The sequence below is a fragment of the Bibersteinia trehalosi USDA-ARS-USMARC-188 genome (genome assembly GCF_000521725.1).
Taxonomy (GTDB): Bacteria; Pseudomonadota; Gammaproteobacteria; order Enterobacterales; family Pasteurellaceae; genus Bibersteinia; species Bibersteinia trehalosi.
Genome location: NZ_CP006954.1, coordinates 682,369 through 706,916, shown reverse-complemented (window position 1 = coordinate 706,916; position 24,548 = coordinate 682,369). Strand labels below are relative to the sequence as shown.

Here is a 24,548-nt window from a genome sequence, read left to right as displayed (position 1 = left end):
GCTACGGCCTGGTGTTTTTTAATACATATGGTACTAGTCGGAACTGCTTATCTCGCTCGGCTAGTGGCGATATGGTCTCTTATGAGGTTCTCTATAATGAAACAAGGTATTCACCCAGAATATACTGAAATTACTGCAACTTGTTCTTGTGGTAATGTAATCAAAACTCGTTCTACAGTAGGTAAAAACTTAAACCTTGATGTGTGTGGTAACTGCCACCCATTCTACACTGGTAAACAACGTGTTGTTGATACTGGTGGTCGTGTAGAACGTTTCAACAAACGCTTCAGCATTCCAGGCATCAAATAATTTACGAACCCCACAATTTTGTGGGGTTTTGTTTATCTTGTATCTTTATGGAATTTCAAAGCCTTAAGCTTTTTCTTGATATTGTGCAAAATCGCAATTTTGCCCGAACTGCAGAGAAAAACCATCTTAGTCCATCTGCCCTTTCTCGCCATATCCAACGAATGGAAGACGAGCTGGGCCAGCCGCTTTTTTTACGTGATAATCGTCAAGTACATTTAACTGAGGCTGGTACTAAATTTCGCCATTTTGCTGAAAAATCATGGGCAGAATGGTTAGAACTACAACATCGACTATCCCCCAAAACGACCGAATTAGAGGGTGAGCTGAAACTATTTTGTTCTGTCACCGCTTCTTACAGCCATTTGCCCAGAATTTTGGATAAGTTCCGGCGCAAATACCCCAGAATTGATATTCAACTTAGCACTGGTGATCCAGCAAAGGCATTACATAATGTCCAATCACTGTCAGTTGATATTTCTCTCGCCGGCAAGCCGGAGCATTTACCTAGTAATATTGAATTTCACTATATTGATGATATTCACCTTTCTCTTATTGTGCCTAGGATTGCCTGCCCTGCCACACAATTACTGCAACAAAAAGAGATTAATTGGAACGAAGTACCATTTATCCTACCAGTTGATGGCCCTGCTCGTAAGCGGATCGATGCTTGGTTTAAAATGCAAAAAATTAAACAGCCCAAAATTTATGCAAGCGTGGAAGGACACGAAGCAATTCTACCCATGGTGGCTGTTGGTTGTGGCGTTGCTTTATTACCTGATGTCGTTGCGCAGCATAGCCCTGTAAATAACCAAGTTTCTTTTTTCCATCTTGAGCAGCCTATCGAATCTTTTGAACTCGGCATTTTGCTACAACAACGTCGCTTGCAAGAGCCAATTATTAATGCATTTTGGTCAATTTTGTCTGATCTGGATTAAACTCTCAGCCTGAATTTCTGATAAAATAATACGATATTCCCAGCCCCAATAGGAGATAAAAATGAAAGTTATTGAAGTTAAACATCCTCTGGTTAAACATAAAATTGGTTTAATGAGAGCGGGTGATATCAGCACTAAAGATTTCCGTCAATTAGCTACTGAAATAGGTAGCCTACTCACCTATGAATCCACCAAAGATTTAGAAACAGAACAAATTACCATTGATGGTTGGAATGGCCCAGTACAAGTTGAACAAATTAAAGGGAAAAAAGTAACCGTTGTGCCAATTTTACGTGCGGGTTTAGGTATGATGGACGGAGTTCTAGAACACATCCCAAGCGCAAGAATTAGTGTAGTGGGGATCTACCGTAACGAAGAAACGTTAGAACCTGTTCCATACTTCAAAAAATTAGCGAACGATGTTGGCGAGCGTTTAGCGATTGTGGTTGATCCAATGTTGGCAACTGGTGGCTCAATGATCGCAACTATCGATCTGTTAAAAGAAGCGGGGTGCAAACATATTAAGGTATTAGTTCTAGTTGCTGCACCAGAAGGGATTAAGGCATTAGAAGCGGCACACCCAGATATTGAGCTTTATACCGCATCAATCGACAGCCACTTAAATGAAAACGGCTACATCATTCCTGGCTTAGGCGATGCAGGTGATAAAATTTTCGGAACCAAATAGTTCTAACAAAAAAGGCGGAATTTAATTCCGCCTTTCGTTTAGCTTGCTACAATATGCTTATTTTGCACAACCACAAGTTGCCACTTTATCTTCAAAACGACGGGCAGCCTCATCCCAGTTTACTACATTCCAGAATGCCTTAATGTAATCTGGACGACGGTTTTGATAATGTAAATAGTAAGCGTGTTCCCAAACATCTAACGCTAAAATAGGGTATCCCTCACAGCCTGCGACTTCCACCCCCATTAATGGGTTATCTTGGTTCGCAGTTGAAACTACCGCTAATTTTCCTTCATTTAAAACTAACCACGCCCAGCCTGAGCCAAAACGAGTAGTTGCAGCTTTTTCAAATTCTGCTTGGAAATTTTCAACAGAACCAAAATCACGAATGATCGCCTCTTTTAATGCACCTTGTAATGTAGTGCCTGTTTTTAAACCTTTCCAAAATAGTGTATGGTTTACATGACCACCAACATTGTTACGCACAGCAACACGTTTATCCGCAGGCACTTGGCTTAAATCTTTAATTAATGCACCTGGACATTTTTCTAATAACTCAGGATGAGCTTCTAATGCTGCGTTTGCATTATTTACATAGGTTTGGTGGTGTTTAGAATGGTGAATTTCCATTGTTCTTGCATCGAAATGCGGCTCCAACGCATCATAAGCGTAGCCTAATTCAGGTAATGTATATGCCATAGTTAAATCCTCAAAAAATAATAGGTTAAATATGAGTAAAAACTCAGCGGATATTCTAACAAGAAATTTCGTTAAAAGCATATTTTTTTGATCTCGCTCAAAAACTTATAAGGTTTTCATATTTAACCTCCCTCTCCCGCTCCTGCCCTTTCTCTTAACACCATTTGCAAAATTTTTTCATTTTTAGACCGCTTGTACAGCCATACTGGCATGAATATCGATTATACCGCCCATAAAAAACGGAGAGCCAAGGCTCTCCGTTTTCGCTTATTTATCTTCTTTTGGCGAGATTACCATTGATAACCTACACCAACAGAACCACCAAAGTCTCCACGGGTATTCGCATTACCTTGTAGTTTCAAGATAACTTTACCGTTGTCGCTTGCACGTGAATAACCCACGGCAACTGCACTTTGACCTTTGAAGGTACCTGCTGATGCTGCAACCATTGATTTACCCGGGATATAAACCTGTGGTAAGCCTGCTGCTGCATTGGCACCGGCGATACCTGCACGGAGGTTTCTGTCCACTTTGTTAATGTGACTCTGAACATTGCCGAAGCCTTGTTTTAACTGCCCTACATTCACTGCATCTGTATCTGCAATGCCTGGTGCAACGTTTGTGATACGTGCTTCCGCTCCACGAGCGCCGACGCTTAATTCTTTCACGCCGTCTTTCGCGGTTGAGCTTCCAAGGGTTACACCTTCTTTACCGCCCACTTGAACTGTGTTGAACGTTGGGGTCATTGAGGTGGCAACTGTGATGTCTGCGCCACTGCGGGTAATTTCTATATTATTACCTGCATTGATATTGACTGTGTTACCTGCCTTCACTTTGGTTGCCGCTTGGCTATCTACGCGTTTTTCATTGACGACGTTGATTACCGTGCCCCCTGCGGCTTTAGAATCAACATTCCAAGCTGCATTGTTCACCGTGGTAGCAAGAGTCGTTGCATTCACGTAGTGGCTACCGCCGTTTTCCGAACTTGGCACGTTAATTGAGCCATCTTCGTTGACTTTTGGTGCTTCTGCGTTGTTTACATTGAAGCTCACTTCAACACCGCCGTTTGCGTTCTTCGCCACATTTGCCGTTGTGCCTGAGCCATTGACAAACTTAACGATATCGCCTGGTTTCACTAACTCATTGCTGCCATCTGTTAAGGCGATGTTCCAGCCTGAGTTGTTAATCGCATCGGCAACGTTTTTCACTGTCGCAACGGTACCATTTGTACTGTTGCTGGTGACTTTACCTGCTTCATTGCCAAGCTCACCGGCTTTTACGCTGAAGCTGACATTCACGCCATCCACATTAGCTTTCACCGATTCGCTGTCGTTGAAGCTGACGGTTTGGCTGCCTACGGTTGTTGCGTTTGCATTGTCATTGTTACCGGTCAGTTTCCATTGAACGCCTGCAATCGTGCTGTTCAATTGGCTGACATTCACTGCGTCTGTTGCATTCGTTCCTGCTGCAACATTGGTGATTTTGTTGCCGCCATTATCTAAACCTTTATCGGTTAGGATTACGGTACTATTTTCACCTTTCACTGTGATGCCATTGTTCATGATTGAAGTATGAACGGTGCCATTGCCCACGGTGACGCTTGTGTTCGCTTTTAAGGTATCTACCTTGATGTCTTTCGCTAAATTGAAGGTGACGTTATTCGCGTCTTTGCTAATCACGATATTGCCGTCACTATTACGCAAATCAACATTCGCACCCGGTGCCACATTGCCTGCGTCTTCTCCCTCATTTACCGATAAGTTCCAGCCGGCTTCTGCGATTTGTTTCACTGCATAGAGCTGGCTGCCGTTGATGGCGTCTTTGCTCTCTGCGCTGATTGTGCCGTTGCTAACATTCGTCACTTTCTTATCACCGGCATCTACACCATTTTCGGTAATACTTGGACCATCTTTAATGGTTAAACCACTATTATCAATCGTTGTATTACCAACAGTGACTGAGCCGTTTGATGTTAGGTTCAGGTTATTGCTCAAGCCAAAGGTGATATTGCCATCCTCTTGGGTGATAACAAGATTGTTATTTGCCGTTCTCAAGTCTACGCTTGCGTTCGGTTTCACATTAAAGGATTTGTCACCATGATTTGTCGTCATAAACCAGCCCGCATTTGCTGTGGCATTGACTTTCTCTAGCTGATCAACATTCACTGCATCGGTGCCATTTACGCCCGGTGCAACATTGCTGATTGTCGCGTTGTTGATATTCACGGTGTTGTTGTTATTGGCATCACCTAAGGTGATGGTTGTGCCGTTATTGTTGCTAATTGAGTTAATTTCTTGTAACTCTTTCGCCATTTTCAGCACTAACTTACCTTCTTCATTATCAACACGTAAGTTTTTATCTGTCACATTCGCAGTTTCTGCTGTACGACCGATAATCTCTAACGTTTCACCCAGTTTCTTCGCAATCACTTCACCTGTGTCGCCTTTGAATTTCAAGCCGTCATCTAAGGTAGCAATTTCATGCGTTGTGCCGTTGGCATCGGTATAAACCACACGGGTTAGCGTTTCGCCGTCTTTTCCGTTGATACCTGGGGTGCCTTCAATCACTGTGACTGAAGCGTTCGCACCTGGTTTGCCATCGACTCCATCACGACCGTTAATGCCAATTGTGCCGTTGCCATAGATGGTTACGCCATCTGCGCCATCTTTACCGGCTACGCCCATTTGACCATCTTTACCATCTTTTCCACCAATGGTTAAGGTGCTGTTTAAGTCAAAGGTGATGTTGCCGTTGTCTTGGCTAATCACAATGTTGCCATCTGCATTACGTAAATCCACTGTTGCATTTGGTTTCACATTGTAAGTCGCGTTACCTTCGTTTGTGGTAATCGTCCAGCCCGCATTTGCTGTGGCATTGACTTTCTCTAGCTGATCAACATTCACTGCATCGGTGCCATTTACACCCGGTGCAACATTGCTGATTGTCGCGTTGTTGATATTCACGGTGTTGTTGTTATTGGCATCACCTAAGGTGATGGTTGTGCCGTTATTGTTGCTAATTGAGTTAATTTCTTGTAACTCTTTCGCCATTTTCAGCACTAACTTACCTTCTTCATTATCAACACGTAAGTTTTTATCTGTCACATTCGCATTCACGTCTGTACGACCGATAATTTCTAACGTTTCACCCAGTTTCTTCGCAATCACTTCACCTGTGTCGCCTTTGAATTTCAATCCGTCGTCTAAGGTAGCAATTTCATGCGTTGTGCCGTTGGCATCGGTATAAACCACACGTGTTAGCGTTTCGCCGTCTTTGCCGTTGATACCTGGGGTGCCTTCAACTACTGTTACGGTTGCATTAGAACCATTCATGCCTGGTTGGCCATCTTTACCCGGAATACCGTCTTTACCGTTAATGCCAATCGTGCCGTTACCGTAAATGGTTACGCCATCTGCGCCCCCTACATTCAAAGTGCTGTTTACTTGGGCTGTGTTAAATACCACGTCATCTGTAGTATGAATTTCAATCGTATCGCCTTGACCGGTAATTTTGATATTTTTACCTGCATCAATATTTACAGTATCCCCAGCATGAATGCTTGAGTTAGCATCCACAGAGTATTCATTTTCACCATTTGTTCCATCTACCGCTTTAGAAGCAACATTCCAAGCTGCTTTGTTTACAGCATCCACTAATGTGGTTGCATTTACAAAGTTTTTACCTTCTTCTGCATCTGGCGTTTTCAGTTTGCCTGAATCATCTGCAGTAGTTAGGTTCGCATTATTAACATCAAAGCTGACGTTAAATACGTTTGGATTGCTTGGATCTTGTTTTACCACCGCAGTCGTACCGTTACCATCAACATAGTTTAAGGTATCACCTGGGTTGATTTGCGCTGAAGAGCCATCGCTTAATGTGGTGTTCCAGCCGCTATTGTTAATTGCGTTTGCCACATCACCCACAGTTGCTACATTGCCTGTGCTGTTATTCGCGGTGACAGTACCGTTGTTGTTTGGTGTAACGCTGCCGGTAATATCAGATACGTTGGTTGCAATGGTGATGTTATATACGCCATCGCTGCTTACTGCACCTTCAACGCTTACGCCTGTGCCTGCCACGAAATTAACGTGGTTTGCATTGCGTACCGCTTGTTGGAATTGGTTATCCGGTGTTGCTACTACCCAGCCATAGTTTTGTAAATCTGCCACAGTGACAGCCGCATTCGGGTTAGCATTCGTCAGGTTGATTAAATTGACGTTGCTTGGGTTGCTGCCATCTTTATCTGCTGTTGGGATTTGTTGTAAGGTTAATGAAGACTCAATACCTTTCAACTGTACAGGTTCACCATTAACATCGGTTAAATTCAATGCTGCTGGTGTTAAGTTTTCTGTACCGTTGCTAGTTACATTCGTTGCTGTTCCTTCTTCGGTATTAAAGTTTACGCTTGGATTACCATTTGCATTGTTGCCCACGGTTAATGTGCTGTTTACAACGGTATTCTCAAATACCACATCATCTTTGGTTGCATAAGTGATTGTGCCGTTCGCACCTTGTTTCACAGATAAGTTTTTACCTGCGATCATTTCAATCACATCACCTGGGTTGATTAACTCTTCCGCACCGCCTTCATCTTTACCCTCTGATGTTGCAGAGTGTTTCAACGTAAAGCCGGCTTTGTTGATTGCATCAACTAACGTGGTTGCATTGACAAAGTTTTTACCTTCTTCTGCATCAGGCGTGTTGAGTTTACCTGAGTTATCTACAGTTGTTGGGGTGGCATTATTAACATCAAAGCTAACGTTAAACACGTTTGGATTGCTTGGATCTTGTTTTACTACTGCAGTTGTACCGTTACCATCAACATAGTTTAAGGTGTCACCTGGGTTGATTTGTGCTGAAGAGCCATCGCTTAATGTGGTGTTCCAGCCGCTGTTGTTAATTGCGTTTGCCACATCACCCACGGTTGCTACAGTGCCGTTATTTGTTTGTGCTGAAACAGTGCCGTTTGGATTAGAAGTAAACTCACCGGCCTTAACGCCAAATGTAACGTTATATACGCCTTCTTCAGAAACAGAGCCTTCAACATTTACACCTTCAGAACCAACAAAGTTCACTTGATTTGCATTTTTAACGGCTTGTTTAAATGCATTATCCGGTGTTGAAACTACCCAACCATAGTTTTGTAAATCACCTACTGTGACTGCAGAATTTGGATCAGTTGCATTAGCAAGATCAATTAAGTTTACATTGCTTGCATTCGAACCATCTTTATCCGCTGTTGGCACTTGTCGTAAAGTTAATGAAGATTCTACCCCCTTGATTTGTACCGGTTTACCTTCGCTATCCGTTAAGTTTAAGGCAGTAGGATTTGTTGTATCACCACCATTATTAGTGACATTGGTAGGGCTACCTGCTTCAGTATTGAAGGTAACACTTGGGTTATCCGCAGTATTGTTACCTACGGTTAATGTGCTGTTTACTTGCACATTGTCAAAGCTCACATTCTCTTTGGTTGCGTAAGTGATTGTACCGTTCGCACCTTGTTTCACAGATAAGTTTTTACCTGCGATCATTTCAATCACATCACCTGGGTTGATCAGTTCTGCATCACCTTCTAAATCTTCGCCACCATCTACCGCTGAGTGTTTCAACGTAAAGCCGGCTTTATTGATTGCATCAACTAACGTGGTTGCATTGACAAAGTTTGCGCCCTCATTGCCAGCAGGTGTTGCAAGGCTACCATTATTATTTACGGTAGTTGGGTTAGCATTGTTAACATCAAAGCTGACGTTAAACACATTAGGATTGTTTGGATCTTGTTTTACAGTTGCAGTCGTACCGTTACCATCAACATAGTTTAAGGTATCACCTGGGTTGATTTGAGCCTGATCGCCATTGCTTAATGTGGTGTTCCAACCGCTGTTGTTAATTGCGTTTGCCACATCGCCCACGGTTGCTACAGTGCCGTTTGTAGTTAAAGTCGAAATAGTGCCGTTAGCATTTGGTTTTAGTTCACCTGCATTCACTTCAAAAGTAATGTTGTAAACGCCTGTGCTATCTACTGCACCCGCGACTTTAATGCCATCAGAGCCAGTGAATTTAACTTCATTCGCGTTTTTCACCGCTTGTGTGAATTGGTTATCAGGCGTTGAAACCACCCAACCATAGTTTTGTAAATCACCTACAGTTACAGCAGAATTTGGATCTGCATTGGTGAGGTTTAGTAAGTTTGTTGAGTCTGTAGTACCGTTACCATCATTAGTTGGTAATTGGTTTACAGTTAATGAAGATTCTACACCCTTGATTTGTACTGGGTTGCCTTCGCTATCTGTTAAGTTTAAGGCAGTAGGGCTTGTGCTCTCGCCACCATTGTTGGTCACATTGGTTGGGCTGCCGGCAGTCGTATTAAAGTTTACTGTCGGGTTATCAGTGGTATTGTTCCCAATGCTGAATGTGCTGTTTACTTGTGCGTTGCTAAAGCTCACATTCTCTTTGGTTGCGTAAGTGATTGTACCGTTCGCACCTTGTTTCACAGATAAGTTTTTACCTGCGATCATTTCAACCGTATCACCTGCATTGATTAACTCAGAATCACCACCTAAATTTTCACCCCCATCAGTAGCAGAGTGTTTTAAGGTAAAGCCTGCTTTATTGATAGCATTCACTAAAGTTGTTGCATTAACATACTTCGCACCATCTATTTCATTCGGCAGCTCAATTTTGCCACCAGTTACCCTAGTTTCTCCTGCATTATTTACATCAAAACTCACATTAAATATATTTAAACTATGAGGATCTCGTTTTATAACTGCAGTTGTACCGTTACCATTAACATAGTTTAAGCTATCACCTGGGTTGATCTGAGCTTGATCGCCATTGCTTAATGTAGTATTCCAGCCACTGCTGTTAATTGCTGTTGCAACATCCTCTACTGTTGCAACAGTACCATCAGTATTCTCTGAACTTACGGTACCATCTGCATTGTGAGTTAATTTACCTGCTTTTACGCTATATGTAATGGTTGTAGTATTTCCTATATTCGAGACATTTACTAATGTATTAGTACCATTCGCGAATACAATATTATCACCTGCTGTTACTCGATCTTTTAAGTTAGTGCTTTGGTCGTTTTCTTCAAATACGTTCCATCCAACTTTGTTAATCGAATTCACTAAAGTTGTCGCGTTCACAAAACTTGAACCATCTTCTGGAACAGCAAGACTTCCATTCGCATTTACACTAGTTGGATTTGCGTTGCTCACATCAAAGCTAACATTAAATATATTTGGGGAAGACGAATCCTGTGTGACAACAGCTTTCGTACCGTTACCATTTACATAATTTAGAGTATCACCAGGATTGATTTGAGCCTGATTACCATTACTTAAAGTGGTATTCCAACCACTTTTGTTAATTGCATTGGCGACATCTGCCACATTTGCAAGTTTTCCAGTGGAATCGTCCGATTGAACCTTACCATCTGGGTTATTATTTAACCGACCTGTACCTGAGTCTGGAACTGCCAAATCGTAAGTATAAGTTAGCGAACCATCGGTGTTAGATTTGGATGTCGCTGTAACAGAGACGCTCCTATCACTTGAGGTCACAATAGTATTATCTGCATCTACAATATAATTTGTAGATCCATTTGAATTGACTGTAGTACTTACTTTAGTATGATTTCCAGCCTGCACACTAGGAACAACTACACTACTTCCGACAACTTTTAAATCATAATTAATAGAACCGTTCGCATGAGGAGAGGTTGTAATAATGACTGAACCATCAGCTGAAGTCACTGTGTTGTTTTTTGCTGCTTCAACTGCAATTAAATACAGTTGCGAACCATTAATAGCATCCGTTGACGTTAGTGAAATATTTCCCGGAGCAACATTCTTAATTTGTCGCTCTTGACCAGATGAGCCAATACTTACATAGTCACCAACCGCAATATTAGTATTTCCTGCAAACTTATTATAGGTAATGCCATTTATTGTTGCAGTATTAACAGCCATAGCTTGAGAAGCAGCAGAGCTATTACCTAAAATAACAGAACCATCTGTTGCCACACTCACATTGGAACCTAATACATAAGTGTTATTACCAGTTACGTTAGAATATGCCCCAAATGCTCCAGAGCTTGTTCCATTAACAATCGAACCTGTACCAACAGCACTAGAATAATTACCTGTCACATTAGTGCCTGCGCCCACAGCACTACTACGATTACCCTCTGTTCTTGATAACCACCCCAAAGCAACCGAACGATTACCCGTTGCATTAGTACCAGAACCTAACCCAATAGCACGATTACCTGTCGCATTAGAGTTTGTACCGATAGATATTGCATTTGCCGATGTCGCATTAGAGCGAGAACCAATTGCAATTGATGGTACTAACATATTACCAGTCTCTACTCCTATTGAATCGGTAATATAATCACCCTCAGGATCTTTGAGATTTGTAATGTGTGTTGCTGTTGCTGCAAATCCAATAGCAATAGTCTCTTTTCCTGTAGAAGTAGCGTTAGTTGCAATTGCAACCCCCCCTTTTTCTTTCGCTGTTGCATTCGTCCCTAAAGCAGTGGCATTTTCACCTAAAGCTTTAGACAAAGATCCTAATGATGTACTATAAGCACCAGCTGCTTTTGAATTGTAGCCTAACGCATTAGCTGCAATTGCGCTAGAAATGGCAGAAGTCCCTATAGCAATTGAATTCAGTTCTGATGCATTAGCAAAAGCACCAACAGCCAAACTTTGTAAACCTGCAGATGAGGAATTTGTTCCTAATGCCATCGCATTAACCTCTTTTGCTGTTGAATTTACTCCAAAAGCAATTGCATGTTGCCCCTTCTCTGAAGTAGAAGCTCTAATACCAAAAGCAATAGAATCACTCCCATTTGCAACAGTCCCAGCTACACTACCAACTTTTCCTCCTATTGCTATAGCCCTTTCACCATTTGCCTCTGATTCTAATCCTAAGCTAATTGCGCCTTGTGCTTTTGCTTTAGCATCTTTCCCTATTACAAGAGCATTATTTACTATTTTTCCATTTACTGGTGTTATTGTTGCCCCTCTTCCAATAACAATACTATAGGCTCCATCTACATTAGCACTGTCCCCAATTACTATATTTGCATTTGATTTAGCCGTAGCATTATTACCGATAACTATCGCATTTAAAGCTCCATTGGCACTATTCCCCTCTGGAGATTTAGCTGAAGAATCTTTACCTATCACTATTGATGCTTGTGCTTGTGCTTGTGCTTGTGCTTGTGTATCTTTACCTAATACTGCACCATCACCAATATAAACCGCAGCAGCCGCTAGCGCATCTATTGACATTAAAGAAAAACCCACTGAGCTCAATACCATCGTTAACTTTAAAGATGGTATCTGCTTATTTAATTTGGATTTTTTCCCTTTGGCTTTGCCTAATTCAGAAACCACCACCCATGTTTGAGTTGCTGAATTCCAAATAACTTTAAAAATTTTGTTCATAGCCGACATACCTATATATGTAACATTCCAACCTCATTCTTAAACCCTAAAAAAATAGGCAATCAATAGATTGCCCAAAGGGTATTAATGAATAAGACTTTGATTATTTTTGTGATTTAGTAAAAATCAGTAAAACAGCTCAGACTTTTACTAAATCTTACCTATCATAAAAAAAAAAAAAAAAACGCAACAAATTAATTGTAAAGATATGTAAATTTCATACCAAAAACCAAAATATTTATATCTGTAAGTTTTTTTAGCTACAAATGATTTAGGCAAAAAATGATTGACAAAAAATCTATTTTCGCGCATGCTCTAAGCCGTTTTACTATCAAACACAAAAAATCTCTATGAACCGTTTTACAATGATGACCACCACGATGATTACTACCATTATGTGCCAACATAGTGCGGGTAAGCGTTGGCTGTAAAACGAAAGGAATAACTGAAAACCCGCTGATACAAGCGGGTTTTTTTGTATAAAAATTTGCAAAATCACAATTTACAGGAGCAACCTATGCGAGTACTCAAATTTGGCGGCACATCGCTTGCCAATGCCGAACGCTTTATGCAAGCAGCAAGCATCATCGAACAAGCCCATCTAAGCGACCAAGCAGCAGCTGTGCTTTCTGCCCCCGCCAAAATTACCAATCACTTAGTCGCCATTGTGGAAAAAGCCCAAAGCGGTGACGATTTCCAAGCCCATTTAGACGACGCAAACACCATTTTTAACAACATTATCAATGGGTTACATCAAGCCAATCCTCAATTTGATCGAGATGGTCTGCACACTTTTATTCAAACGGAACTTGCCGATATTCTCAAGATTGCAGAACAAGCCGCAACGGATAAATTCTGCCCAGATAATATCAGTGCAACAGTGCATAGTCGTGGTGAAAAACTTTCAATTGCGATGATGCAGGGTTGGTTTGAAGCCAAAGGTTATCAAGTTACTCGTATTAATCCTGTTGAAAAATTATTAGCTCACGGCAGCTATTTAGAATCATCGGTGGATATTGAAGAATCTACCAAACGTGTTGATGCAGGCTCAATTCCAAAACAGAATGTAGTGTTAATGGCAGGCTTTACCGCAGGAAATGAGAATGGAGAATTAGTGCTTTTAGGACGTAACGGTTCTGATTACTCTGCCGCTTGTTTAGCTGCTTGCTTAAAAGCGGATGTTTGCGAAATTTGGACTGATGTAGATGGTGTTTATACCTGCGATCCACGTCTGGTACCTGATGCGATCTGCTTAGAATCAATGAGCTATCAAGAGGCGATGGAACTTTCTTACTTCGGCGCAAAAGTGATCCATCCTCGCACCATCGGGCCTCTTGTGCCGCTTAACATTCCGTGCTTAATCAAAAACACAGGCAATCCAGACGGCAAAGGCACAATCATTGATGGTAATGTCGCGACTGATGGCTTAAAAGTGAAAGGCATTACTAACTTAGATAATGTCGTGATGTTTAACGTGTCAGGTTCTGGTATGCAAGGTATGGTGGGAATGGCAGCTCGCATTTTCTCCACCATGGCAAAAGCAAATGTGTCGGTCATTTTGATTACTCAATCATCATCTGAATACAGCGTTAGTTTCTGTGTGCTCACTAAGCACGCAGAGAAAGCCCTTACTGCTCTGAATACGGAATTTGCTCAAGAATTAAAAGAAAAAGCCCTTGATCCAATTGAGATGCAAAAAGATCTCTCTATCGTTTCTGTGGTGGGGGATGGTATGAGAACTTCTAAAGGGATTTCCGCTCGTTTCTTCTCGGCACTGGCTCAAGCCAATATCAGTATTACTGCCATTGCACAAGGCTCTTCCGAGCGTTCAATCTCTGCCGTTGTGCCACAAAATAAAGCAATCGAAGCCGTAAAATCGACCCACAAAATGCTATTCAACAACAAAAAAGTGGTGGATATGTTTTTAGTTGGTGTTGGCGGTGTTGGCGGCGAACTGATTGAGCAAGTAAAACAGCAAAAGGAATATCTTGCAAAGAAGGATATTGAAATCCGTGTCTGTGCCTTGGCAAATTCCAACAAAATGTTGCTCAATGAAAACGGTTTAAATCTGGATAACTGGCGTGAAGATTTAGCAAACGCTACTCAGCCTTCTGATTTTGATGTGTTACTCTCTTTCATTAAATTGCATCATGTTGTAAACCCTGTATTTGTGGATTGTACCACCGCCCAATCGGTAGCCAACCTTTATGCGCGAGCATTAAAAGAAGGTTTCCACGTGATCACCCCAAACAAAAAAGCCAATACAGGTAGCTATGAGTATTATCAGTTAATGCGTGAAAATGCTCGCCAAAGTAGCCATAAATTCCTGTATGAAACGAATGTTGGAGCAGGCTTACCTGTGATTGAAAACTTACAAAATCTGCTTGCTGCTGGCGATGAAGTGCAACGTTTTGAAGGGATTTTATCTGGTTCACTCTCCTATATTTTCGGTAAATTAGAAGAAGGTGCAACACTTTCTGAAGCTACCTTGAACGCCAAAGAAAAAGGTTTTACCGAGCCTGATCCTCGTGATGATTTATCTGGGCAAGACGTCGCTCGCAAATTGTTAATTCTTGCACGTGAATGTGGTTTACGCTTGGAATTAAGTGATATTGAGGTAGAAGGTGTGTTGCCACAGGGCTTTAGCGAAGGCAAATCTACCGCAGAATTTTTAGCCATGTTGCCGAGTTTAGATGCTGATTTTGCAGAAAAAGTGGCAAAAGCGACCGCTTGTGGCAAAGTGCTACGCTATGTTGGTTCAATTGATAACGGCAAATGCAAAGTGGCGATTAAAGAAGTCGATGGTGATGATCCGCTCTATAAAGTAAAAAATGGTGAAAATGCATTAGCATTCTACACTCGTTACTACAGTCCAATTCCACTTTTATTGCGTGGTTATGGTGCGGGTAATAAAGTCACCGCTGCAGGCATCTTTGCGGATATTTTACGCACATTACATGGAGGATCACACTAATGACAATGCTACGTATTTATGCTCCTGCCAGTAGTGCGAATTTAAGCGTTGGCTTTGATTCATTAGGCGTGGCAATCTCGCCAATTGACGGCTCACTGTTAGGAGATGTGGTACAAATTGAAGATTGCGATACCCCTTTTGAATTGGACAGTGTGGGGTATTTCGTCCGCAAATTGCCTAAAGAGCCACAAAAAAATATCGTTTATCAAGCCTATGTGCTTTTTAGCGAACGCTTAAAATTGCGCGGAGGCGTGGTGAAAAATTTACGCTTAACGCTTGAGAAAAATATGCCGATTGGCTCGGGCTTAGGCTCAAGTGCGTGTTCGGTCGTGGCAGCGTTAGTTGCCCTAAATAAATTCCACGATGAACCCTTTTCTAAAATGGAATTGTTAGAAATGATGGGGGAACTCGAGGGGCGAATTTCAGGCTCGATCCACTACGATAACGTGGCTCCATGCTATTTGGGTGGCTTGCAACTTATGACCCAGTCACTCGGCAATATCTGCCAACCGTTACCGTTCTTTGATGAGTGGTATTGGGTATTAGCTTATCCGGGGATTGAAGTATCCACCGCCGAAGCCCGTGCGATTTTGCCGAAAAGCTACACTCGCCAAGAGATGATCCAGCAGGCGCGTTTTTTAGGTAGTTTTGTGCATGCTTGCCATACCCAGCAAGATATTCTGGCAGCAACGATGATGAAAGATTTAATCGCAGAACCTTATCGTGAGAATTTGCTACCAAACTTCTCAGAGGTGCGTCAAGGTTGTAAAGATCTGGGCGCATTAGCTGTGGGCATTTCAGGCTCCGGCCCAACCATGTTTGCCATCGCACCTGATTTAGAGACGGCAAATAAACTAGTCGCATTCTTAGAAAAAGAATACTTACAAAATAATGAGGGCTTTATTCATATTTGTAAGGTGGATAATCAAGGCACGAGAGTAATTGGTTAATACAACGAAAGGAGCAAATCATTTGCTCCTTTTCTCTTAGCTAGATGGATAATTTATATAGAAGAGATTAATTGCCCATTATTGCGATGCCAATCAATTTCGGCAACGACCGCAGGATAAAAATGCACGCTGGCTTGAAATTGCGTTAAGGCTTGTACTAATTCAAAGACAAGTGGTAAGTGGGAAACTATCAGTACATTTCTAGCACCTTCTTCACGCAAAAAGGACAAATAATCTAACACGCTCTCTGCTATGCCATCAGGAGTAATACCATCCCATTGTTCTTCAATATTTGCAAAATTTTGAGAAAAATCAACCGCTTGCATTCCTTCGATTAAAGCCTCTTTAGTTTGCATTGCGCGGATATAAGGGCTAACTAATAATTTATCTAACGCAATATGCTGTTGTTTGAATTGCTCTCCAAGCTTTTTCCCCTGTGCTTTGGCCATTGCTAGCCCATCTGGCGTTAATGTTCGTAAGCTATCACTTGGCGCATTAAAGCCGGCTTCTGCATGTCGCATTATCCAAATTTTCATAGTTTCCCCTTAAAAATTAATGAAATTGCGCGTATAATGCCCAACGTTTTTACTTGACGCAAGAGCAAAAAAAGATTTCATTTTTTAATCATTACTTGGAGAACATTATCAATGTCTAAACTCAGAAGAACCAAAATCGTTTGTACTATGGGGCCTGCAACCGACCGTGGCGATATGCTTGAGCGTATTATCGCAGCTGGTGCGAATATGGTTCGTATGAATTTCTCTCACGGTGTACCAGAAGATCATATTGAACGTGCTGAAAAAGTTCGTCAAATTGCAAAACGTTTAGGCAAACATGTTGCAATTTTAGGCGATTTACAAGGTCCTAAAATCCGTGTTTCAACCTTTAAAGAAGGCAAAATTTTCTTAAGCATCGGCGATAAATTCACTTTAGATGCTGAATTACCACGTGGTGAAGGTCATCAAGAAGCGGTAGGTTTAGACTACAAAAACTTACCAAATGATGTAGTTCCTGGAGACATCTTATTATTAGATGATGGCAACGTACAATTACGCGTACTTTCTGTTGAAGGGGCGAAAGTTCATACGGAAGTCACCGTTGGCGGTCCACTTTCAAATAATAAAGGGATCAATAAATTAGGTGGTGGTTTATCTGCGCCAGCGCTAACTGACAAAGATAAAGAAGACATCAAACTTGCTGCAAAAATTGGTGTAGATTATCTTGCCGTTTCCTTCCCTCAGTCTAGTGCAGATTTACATTATGCACGCCAGTTAGCACAAGAAGCTGGTTTAGATACTAAAATTGTCGCTAAAGTAGAACGTGCAGAAACAGTAGCTACCGAAGAAGCCATGAATGATATCATCTTAGGTGCAGATGTTATTATGGTTGCACGTGGAGACTTAGGTGTAGAAATTGGTGATGCCGCATTAGTTGGTGTTCAGAAAAAACTTATCCGTCGCTCACGTAAATTAAACCGCGTGGTTATTACGGCAACTCAGATGATGGAATCAATGACCAAAAAACCAATGCCAACCCGCGCAGAGGTGATGGACGTTGCAAACGCCGTATTAGACGGTACTGATGCAGTAATGCTTTCTGGTGAAACCGCAAATGGTGACTACCCAGAAGAAACTGTACGCGCAATGGCAAGTGTTTGCTTAGGTGCAGAAACCATGCCAAGTATTAATGTTTCTCGCCACCGTATGGAAGGCAAATTTGAGAGCATTGATGAAGCTACAGCAATGTCTGCCATGTACACTGCAAACCATTTAGAAGGTGTAACGGCAATTATCGCATTAACTCAGTCAGGTGAAACTGCCAAATTAATGAGCCGTATCAGCTCTGGCTTACCAATTTATGCACTTTCTCGTAACGAACAAGCTTTAAACCGTTCAGCACTATATCGTGGTGTAACACCAATTTTCTATAACGAAGACAGCCGCACAATTGATGGTGCGAAAAAAGCAATTAGCTTATTAAAAGAATTTGGTTACTTAAAAGCTGGCGATATCGTGTTACTCACTCACGGTGATGAATTACGCGAAGGTGGTACTAACACCTGCCGTATTTTAACAGTTGAATAATTAAATTTAACTCAATAAAATCCACGCAATCGCGTGGATTTTTTTATAACGGTTATGCTCAAACTACTTGCCGAACTCAAACAAGAGAACCTAATTTCTGAACTTAATTATCAATTTGCCAAATGGATTGATAACAAACAACAAGCTTACGACTACTCTCCCACTCAGCAAAACTTAACGTTATTCTTAGCCGCATTACTTTCTTTTCATGTGATGCAAGGACATAGTTGCCTTCGCCTCAATTCAAGCATAATTGAAAACCCTTTTGGGCTAAAGAATTACCAATACAAGCGGGACTATTTCAACGAAATTTTGCAAAAAATTGAACGAATCCCAGCGCTTGAATGGCAATCTTACTTAGCTGAACATATCGCATTTAGCGATAATCCTGAGCATGTTGCCCCGATGCTGTTCCAGCATAATCGACTCTATTTCTACCGCTATTGGCAAGCAGAACACCGAATTGCTCGGAAAATGCAACAAACTGTGCAAACACATACTCCAGACAGCGCAGAGAACAGCTTAAATCAAGCGATTCTGGCTCAATTTTTTATTCACCAATCCGCAAAAATTGATTGGCAAAAAGTGGCCGTTGCCACAGCATTAGCCAAAAAATTCTGCTTAATTTCAGGTGGTCCTGGTACAGGAAAAACCTATACCGTAGCAATCTTGCTAGCGGCATTACAACTTAAACAGCTCAAATTAGGTCTAGCGCCACTTAATATTGCCCTCGCTGCGCCAACAGGCAAAGCAGCAGCACGTTTAAAAGAATCCATTACGCATAGTTTGCTGTCATTAGTTCAAATTCCAGATGAATTAAAACAACTTCTACCAAACAGTGCCAAAACACTGCATAGTTTATTAGGTATTCGACCAAACCGTGATTTACCACACTATAACGCGGATAACCCACTGCATGTTGATCTATTAGTGGTTGATGAAGCCTCGATGATTGATCTCTTCGTCATGGAAAAACTATTTAACGCCTTAAAGCCCACAACTCGCCTGATCCTCTTAGGCGATAAAGATCAGCTTGCCTCTGTTGAAGCCGGCAATGCAATGAGCGAATTAGGCGAATTACTTCCCCTTGGCTATAGCAAACAGCATTGTGATTATCTGCAATGTGTAACAGGCTATGAGCTATTTTCCAGCAATAGCCAAGTACCCACAGTATGCGACAGCCTATGTCACTTACGAGAAAGTCGTCGTTTTAGCGAATATTCTGGTATAGGCTATCTTGCCGCCCAAATTAATGCCAAACAAGCGGGCAATTCTTGGCAAAGTTTTGCAAATAGTGCTTTTAGCGATCTGCAACTCATTACCTATCCTGCTATGATAAACGCCCCAGAAAAGACACAATGGCAACAGCAGTGTGTAAAACTCGTGGTGCAACAGGCCGTGCAACTTTATCGTCCTTATCTTAGTTTGGTCAAACAACGTCAGCAATCACCGGCTAGCATTAGCGTGGCGCAAATTTTTGCAGCATTCTCACAAGTGCGCTTCTTATCTGCATTACGCGTTAGCGAACTGGGCGTTGAGAACTTAAATCAAGAGATAGCCGAAGCTCTGCGGCAATGCCATTTAATCGAATTTAACCAAAGCCGTGAAAGCTATATTGGTAAACCGATTTTGATCACGGAAAATGCGGCTCAATTACATATTTTTAGCGGCGATATCGGCTTAATGTTACCAGATGAGCAAGGCAAACTTCGCATCTATTTCGATACCAACGAAAATGGGCAATATCTTAATATTTCCCCAAGTCGAGTGCCTAATTATGAACCGGCTTATGTGATGACTGTCCATAAATCTCAAGGTTCTGAATTTGCACATACATTAATGGTGATGCCTCACAGTCACTCCCCTGTATTGAGCAAAGAGCTGCTTTATACCGCAGTCACTCGTGCAAAAGAAAAATTTACGCTGTTTGCGAGTGAGCGCATTTGGAAAAATGCAGTAAGAACGGATATTCAACGCCAAAGTGGGCTACGCGAACAAATTCTCGCAAACTAGTTTTTCATTTTATTACCTCTTTCCTCGGTTAAAACACAGAAAAATGATATTTCTCACAGTTTTTTCCGTAAAAAAGGCATAGAATAATTTCTTTTTGTGAAATAAGGTCTGTTATGAGTAAAGAACACAGTTTCGGGCAGTTGCTCAAACAAAATTTTTCATCTGGATTAGTTGTTTTTTTAGTTGCTTTGCCTCTTTGCTTAGGGATTTCACTCGCATCTGGCGCCCCTCCACTGGCTGGTGTGCTCTCTGGCATCGTTGGCGGAATAGTTATCGGAGCATTAAGCACCTCACATATTAGTGTTTCAGGCCCCGCAGCAGGCTTGGTTGCCATTGTGCTCGCGGCGATCACCGAGCTAGGTGCATTTGAACTCTTCTTATGTGCAGGCTTAGTTGCAGGAGGATTGCAATTATTATTGGGCTTGATTCGTGCCGGTAGTATTACCAACTATATCCCAATTTCAGTGATTGAAGGCATGCTAGCAGGTATTGGCGTGCTGATTATTCTATCGCAATTACCTTACGCATTTGGTACTAAAGGCTCTCTTTGGCAAATTATCCAGAGCGGGCAGATTCACTTTGGCGCATTAATAATTGCATTAGTCTCCATTGCAATCATTATTGCTTGGGAGAAAAACCCTCTATTGAGCAAGTTGAAGCTTCTGCCATCAGCACTAATTGCCGTTTTTGCTGGTATCCTGTTAAATGATCTCTTTATTTATTTTGATAGTGGATTAGCTGTTCCAACTTCTCAGCTCGTACAACTTCCAGTCCCGCACTCTTTAGAAGAAGCGGAAAGCCTAATCCGTTTCCCAGATTTCACCGGCTTATTAAATCCCTATGTTTGGCTAACCGGTGCAACAATTGCCGCCGTAGCATCTATTGAAACCTTACTTTCCATCGAAGCTGCCGATCGCTTAGACCAGCGTCGTAGAATTACAGATACTAACCACGAATTACGTTCGCAAGGTGTCGGAAATATCGTAGCCTCATTGATTGGAGGATTACCGATGACTTCAGTGATCGTTCGCTCATCTGCCAATGCCAATGCCGGCGCAACACACAAATTATCAGCGGTGATTCATGGGCTATTACTGCTGATCTGCATTATTGCTATTCCAAATCTACTTAATCAAATCCCACTAGCAACCCTTGCAGCTGTGTTAATTTTAATTGGCTATAAACTGACCCGTCCTGCAACATATCGCCATTTTTGGCGCAAAGGGATTTACCAATTTATCCCTTTCCTTGCCACAATGATTGCTGTGGTGTTTTTAGATCTTCTTAAAGGGGTCGGAATTGGTTTAGTTATTAGCATAATCTTCCTGCTTTATGGCAATATGAAACGCGCTTACTACCTCAGCCGCGAGCAGCTTGCTGAAGCACACAGTATCGTTTTAACTCTGTCTGAAGAAGTCTCCTTCTTAAACAAAGCTGCGATTAAGAAAACATTGAAAAACATTCGCCCAGACTCAACCATCACGATAGATGCCGAGCGTAGTGTTTATATTGCCAGTGATGTGCTGGAGTTAATTGACGATTTTGCCAATTTTTATGCAAAAGAGAATAACATTACCGTTAAACTGCGTGGTTTTAAACATGATTACGAAAACCAGGAGGGGATGGAAAATACCAATATCCATGTAGAGCACCATGGGCAAATTTAGCCAAAAAAATTTCTTCCCCAAATGGGGAAGAAATCTCTTACTCTTTTCTGAAATGACGCTGGCTTTTACTCTCTTCTCGGCTCTCTAATAAGCGGTGGTAATTTTCAAAACGCACAGCATCAATTTTGCCTTGTTCTACCGCAGCCCTTAATGCACATTCTGGATCATCTTTATGTTTACAATCACGAAATTTACAAGCCCCAAGTACACTTTGGAATTCTCGATAACCTTGGGTGATCTGTTCTGGTTCTAAATGCCACAGGCCAAATTCTCGAATTCCAGGAGAATCAATTAAATTCCCGCCTTGTTCTAAATGGTATAAACGAGAAGCGGTTGTGGTATGTTGCCCTAGGCCTGAAACATCGCTGATAGATCCTGTTAATGCATTTACTTCCGGTAGTAATTGATTAATTAAACTGGATTTACCCACCCCTGATTGTCCAACAAAAATAGATGTTCCTTTAGCAAGATAACGGTGCAAAGCCGGCATATTTTCACCGGTATCTGCAGAAAGGCAGAGTGTCTCGTAGCCAATTTTTTCATAAATTGCCAGCTGTTTTTGTACTTCTACCCGCTCCTGTTCACTCAATAGGTCAATTTTATTTAGCACAATTAAAGCCGGAATTTGCGCATTTTCACAAATCACTAAATAGCGATCGATTATATTAAGTGATAATGTAGGAAGCACCGCCGAGACAATAATAATTTGATCAATATTTGATGCCATCACTTTGATGCCATCGTAATAATCTGGGCGGGTTAGCTCATTTTTGCGAGGAAAAACCGCCTCAATAACTCCGCTAATCCCTTGCAATTGCTCATTACCTAAGCGCCAAGAAACCACATCGCCAACAACAACATTTTTCAATGTCCGTCGTAAGTTACAACGAAAGATTTCACCATTTTCGGTTTCGACATCAGCATGTTTTGCATGGCGGGTAACAATCACCCCCTGCCGAATTTCACCAAGCATTTCATCTTGCCATTCGAATTCAGCTTTATGTATTTTACGTTGATGGTTAGACTGAATGCGGCGTTGTTGATTTTGGGTTAAACGACGTTTGCTCAAAATTAGATTCTCTTTAGAAATAATTTATAAATAAAAATAGCGTAAGCATAAAGCAAGCGGTGCGATCTTGCAAAAATTTTACAAAATCGTACCGCTTGCCACTTATGCCTTAAAATAGTACGGCATCATTTTTCTTTTTTCTTGGGAAAAATAAATGAGGCTATCACGCCTAAAGCTAACACACCTAATACTATCTGTAGGCTTGCATTAGGCGAAAGATGAATTCCTGTATCTCCCATTGTGTGGTTCCACGATTGTAGCCCCATTTTCAAACCGATAAAAAATAACAATGCAATGACAGCTTTCTCAAGATGCACTAAATATTTAGTTAGGGCGGCAAGAATAAAATATAAGCTACGCAATCCTAAAATCGCAAAAATCATTGCCGCATAAACTAATAATGGCTCTTGTGTTACAGCGATAACCGCGGGAACAGAGTCAAAGGCAAAAGCCACATCAGAGGTTTCGATCGCAATTAAGCAAAGCAACGCAGGCGTGATGTAAGTTAAGCCTTTTCGGGTTACTCTCTGTTTCTGTTCAGCATTCAATTGATTATCTTTCACTAAAAAACGATCAGCAAATAATTGAGTATAGACAGGAAATGCCTTGCTCGCCCAGCGCACACTCCAATGATTAGCATAATCCTCAATTTCTTCGCTTTTATCGCTATTGCTCTCTTTCCACATTTTTACTCCACTCCAGAGTACAAAAAGTGCGAATAAAAAACCTACCCAAGGTGTCAGTAAAAATAGCCCATTACCGATAACAACAAAAATACCACGGAAAAGTAGTGCCCCCAAAATCCCCCAGTAAAGAATACGGTGTTGCAATTTACCAACAATACCGAATGAGGCAAAAATTGCCATAAAGACCATCAAATTATCAATAGATAAGCTTTTTTCCAGTACATAGCCCGCTAAATAAAGATCAGCAAATGCTTTATCAAAACGCACCCAAATATAGGCATAAAATGCAAGCGCAAGTCCAATCCAAAATAGCGACCATAATGTCGCATCTTTAACATTTATCTCCTTTGCATTGCGATGAGCAAAAAGATCTAAATAAATCGAAAGGGCAATGACAGAGAAGAAAATAATGATCGTTTCCAGCGGAAAACCAAAGTGGTGCATAGCACATCCTTATAAATAAAAAAATTCGGTTGATTTTACCGAAAAATAAACGGATTAGCAGCTGATCTACTAATCCGTTTGTTGAAATTATGTAAAAAAATTAATTTTTGCTCGCGATCTTATGATCAAGTGCTATTTTTCCTGCTCCCGTAAAAATAAGAACTAAGAAAAAGAGTGAATAAAGTGCAGCTAATTCTCCCTTATTTAGCATTGGTTGGAACAATGTTTCAGCACTAGCGTGAAACATAAAATAGGCAACTGCCATCTGGCCAGAGAGTATAAAAGCTGTTAGGCGGGTAAATAAGCCTAAAATAATAAAAATCCCCCCAACTAATTCTAACACTGCTGCCGCACCATAAATTGAAAAGAATGCAACAGCGCCATTGCCGCCTGTCATTGAAACGGGGAATTCAAAGAATTTTGCTGTGCCATGTAATAAAAACATATAACCAGCAATAACACGAGCAATCAGTAATGCATATGGACGTAAATTTTCAATCAATTGATTCATTTTGCTTTCCTTAAAATATGAATGAAATTTAAAGCGTGCATTATACGTATTGTGTATT

Annotated in this window: 14 protein-coding genes; 8 read left to right on the top strand and 6 right to left on the bottom strand. The window is 41.3% G+C overall.

The annotated features are described in order from the left end of the window. The first annotated feature begins 96 nt into the window (after positions 1-96). The 3 genes from rpmE (at position 97) to upp (ending at position 1,932) form a co-directional block, all read left to right on the top strand. Entirely contained in the window at positions 97-309 is a 213-nt protein-coding gene (gene rpmE / locus F542_RS03390; protein WP_015432929.1) for a 50S ribosomal protein L31, read from the top strand. A 47-nt stretch (positions 310-356) separates the two neighbouring features. Next, positions 357-1,244, top strand: a complete 888-nt coding sequence (gene ilvY / locus F542_RS03385; RefSeq protein WP_015432930.1) for an HTH-type transcriptional activator IlvY — start codon at positions 357-359, stop codon at positions 1,242-1,244. Positions 1,245-1,305: 61 nt separating this feature from the next. Then, on the top strand, positions 1,306-1,932 hold the full coding sequence (gene upp, locus F542_RS03380; RefSeq protein WP_015432931.1) for a uracil phosphoribosyltransferase: 627 nt from the start codon (positions 1,306-1,308) through the stop codon (positions 1,930-1,932). A gap of 57 nt (positions 1,933-1,989) precedes the next feature. Here upp and sodA read toward each other — a convergent pair whose 3' ends face one another. Together sodA and F542_RS03370 are read right to left on the bottom strand one after the other, a co-directional pair. Further along, positions 1,990-2,631 carry a superoxide dismutase [Mn] gene (sodA, locus tag F542_RS03375; protein ID WP_015432932.1) on the bottom strand — a complete coding sequence of 214 codons (642 nt, stop codon included), beginning with the start codon at positions 2,629-2,631 and terminating at the stop codon, positions 1,990-1,992. Between the two features lie 290 nt (positions 2,632-2,921). Next, a complete protein-coding gene (locus F542_RS03370; RefSeq protein WP_025266899.1) occupies positions 2,922-12,092 on the bottom strand; it encodes a YadA-like family protein in 9,171 nt (3,056 codons plus the stop codon). A gap of 517 nt (positions 12,093-12,609) precedes the next feature. On the opposite strand from F542_RS03370, the gene thrA reads away from it, so the two are divergent. Together thrA and thrB are read left to right on the top strand one after the other, a co-directional pair. Beyond that, entirely contained in the window at positions 12,610-15,066 is a 2,457-nt protein-coding gene (gene thrA, locus F542_RS03365) for a bifunctional aspartate kinase/homoserine dehydrogenase I (protein ID WP_025266898.1), read from the top strand. Beyond that, on the top strand, positions 15,066-16,016 hold the full coding sequence (gene thrB / locus F542_RS03360) for a homoserine kinase (RefSeq protein WP_025266897.1): 951 nt from the start codon (positions 15,066-15,068) through the stop codon (positions 16,014-16,016). Before thrA ends, thrB begins: the two co-directional genes overlap by 1 nt. A gap of 53 nt (positions 16,017-16,069) precedes the next feature. Here the strand turns inward: thrB and sixA are convergent, their stop codons facing one another. Further along, positions 16,070-16,552 (bottom strand): phosphohistidine phosphatase SixA, encoded by a 483-nt coding sequence (sixA, locus tag F542_RS03355; protein WP_015432936.1) that lies wholly within the window; start codon positions 16,550-16,552, stop codon positions 16,070-16,072. A 111-nt stretch (positions 16,553-16,663) separates the two neighbouring features. Here sixA and pyk point away from each other — a divergent pair, with 111 nt between their 5' ends. From pyk to F542_RS03340, 3 genes are all read left to right on the top strand, one after another. Next, positions 16,664-18,100, top strand: coding sequence for a pyruvate kinase (gene pyk / locus F542_RS03350; protein ID WP_025289592.1), 1,437 nt, complete (start codon positions 16,664-16,666; stop codon positions 18,098-18,100). A gap of 54 nt (positions 18,101-18,154) precedes the next feature. Continuing rightward, complete coding sequence (gene recD, locus F542_RS03345; RefSeq protein WP_015432938.1) at positions 18,155-20,113, top strand: exodeoxyribonuclease V subunit alpha; 1,959 nt, start codon at positions 18,155-18,157, stop codon at positions 20,111-20,113. A 113-nt stretch (positions 20,114-20,226) separates the two neighbouring features. Continuing rightward, positions 20,227-21,780 carry a SulP family inorganic anion transporter gene (locus F542_RS03340; protein WP_015432939.1) on the top strand — a complete coding sequence of 518 codons (1,554 nt, stop codon included), beginning with the start codon at positions 20,227-20,229 and terminating at the stop codon, positions 21,778-21,780. A 37-nt stretch (positions 21,781-21,817) separates the two neighbouring features. On the opposite strand, the gene rsgA is transcribed toward F542_RS03340, so the two are convergent. The 3 genes from rsgA to F542_RS03325 form a co-directional block, all read right to left on the bottom strand. Further along, positions 21,818-22,849 (bottom strand): small ribosomal subunit biogenesis GTPase RsgA, encoded by a 1,032-nt coding sequence (gene rsgA / locus F542_RS03335; protein ID WP_015432940.1) that lies wholly within the window; start codon positions 22,847-22,849, stop codon positions 21,818-21,820. A 125-nt stretch (positions 22,850-22,974) separates the two neighbouring features. Further along, on the bottom strand, positions 22,975-23,979 hold the full coding sequence (locus F542_RS03330; RefSeq protein ID WP_015432941.1) for a TerC/Alx family metal homeostasis membrane protein: 1,005 nt from the start codon (positions 23,977-23,979) through the stop codon (positions 22,975-22,977). A gap of 100 nt (positions 23,980-24,079) precedes the next feature. Further along, a complete protein-coding gene (locus tag F542_RS03325; protein ID WP_015432942.1) occupies positions 24,080-24,490 on the bottom strand; it encodes a DoxX family protein in 411 nt (136 codons plus the stop codon). Positions 24,491-24,548: the final 58 nt, after the last annotated feature.

Coding starts and splice junctions, on each gene's coding strand:
- rpmE (WP_015432929.1), top strand. CDS start 97: ATGAAACAAGGTATTCACCCAGAATATACTGAAATTACTGCAACTTGT.
- ilvY (WP_015432930.1), top strand. CDS start 357: ATGGAATTTCAAAGCCTTAAGCTTTTTCTTGATATTGTGCAAAATCGC.
- upp (WP_015432931.1), top strand. CDS start 1,306: ATGAAAGTTATTGAAGTTAAACATCCTCTGGTTAAACATAAAATTGGT.
- sodA (WP_015432932.1), bottom strand. CDS start 2,631: ATGGCATATACATTACCTGAATTAGGCTACGCTTATGATGCGTTGGAG.
- F542_RS03370 (WP_025266899.1), bottom strand. CDS start 12,092: ATGAACAAAATTTTTAAAGTTATTTGGAATTCAGCAACTCAAACATGG.
- thrA (WP_025266898.1), top strand. CDS start 12,610: ATGCGAGTACTCAAATTTGGCGGCACATCGCTTGCCAATGCCGAACGC.
- thrB (WP_025266897.1), top strand. CDS start 15,066: ATGACAATGCTACGTATTTATGCTCCTGCCAGTAGTGCGAATTTAAGC.
- sixA (WP_015432936.1), bottom strand. CDS start 16,552: ATGAAAATTTGGATAATGCGACATGCAGAAGCCGGCTTTAATGCGCCA.
- pyk (WP_025289592.1), top strand. CDS start 16,664: ATGTCTAAACTCAGAAGAACCAAAATCGTTTGTACTATGGGGCCTGCA.
- recD (WP_015432938.1), top strand. CDS start 18,155: ATGCTCAAACTACTTGCCGAACTCAAACAAGAGAACCTAATTTCTGAA.
- F542_RS03340 (WP_015432939.1), top strand. CDS start 20,227: ATGAGTAAAGAACACAGTTTCGGGCAGTTGCTCAAACAAAATTTTTCA.
- F542_RS03330 (WP_015432941.1), bottom strand. CDS start 23,979: ATGCACCACTTTGGTTTTCCGCTGGAAACGATCATTATTTTCTTCTCT.
- F542_RS03325 (WP_015432942.1), bottom strand. CDS start 24,490: ATGAATCAATTGATTGAAAATTTACGTCCATATGCATTACTGATTGCT.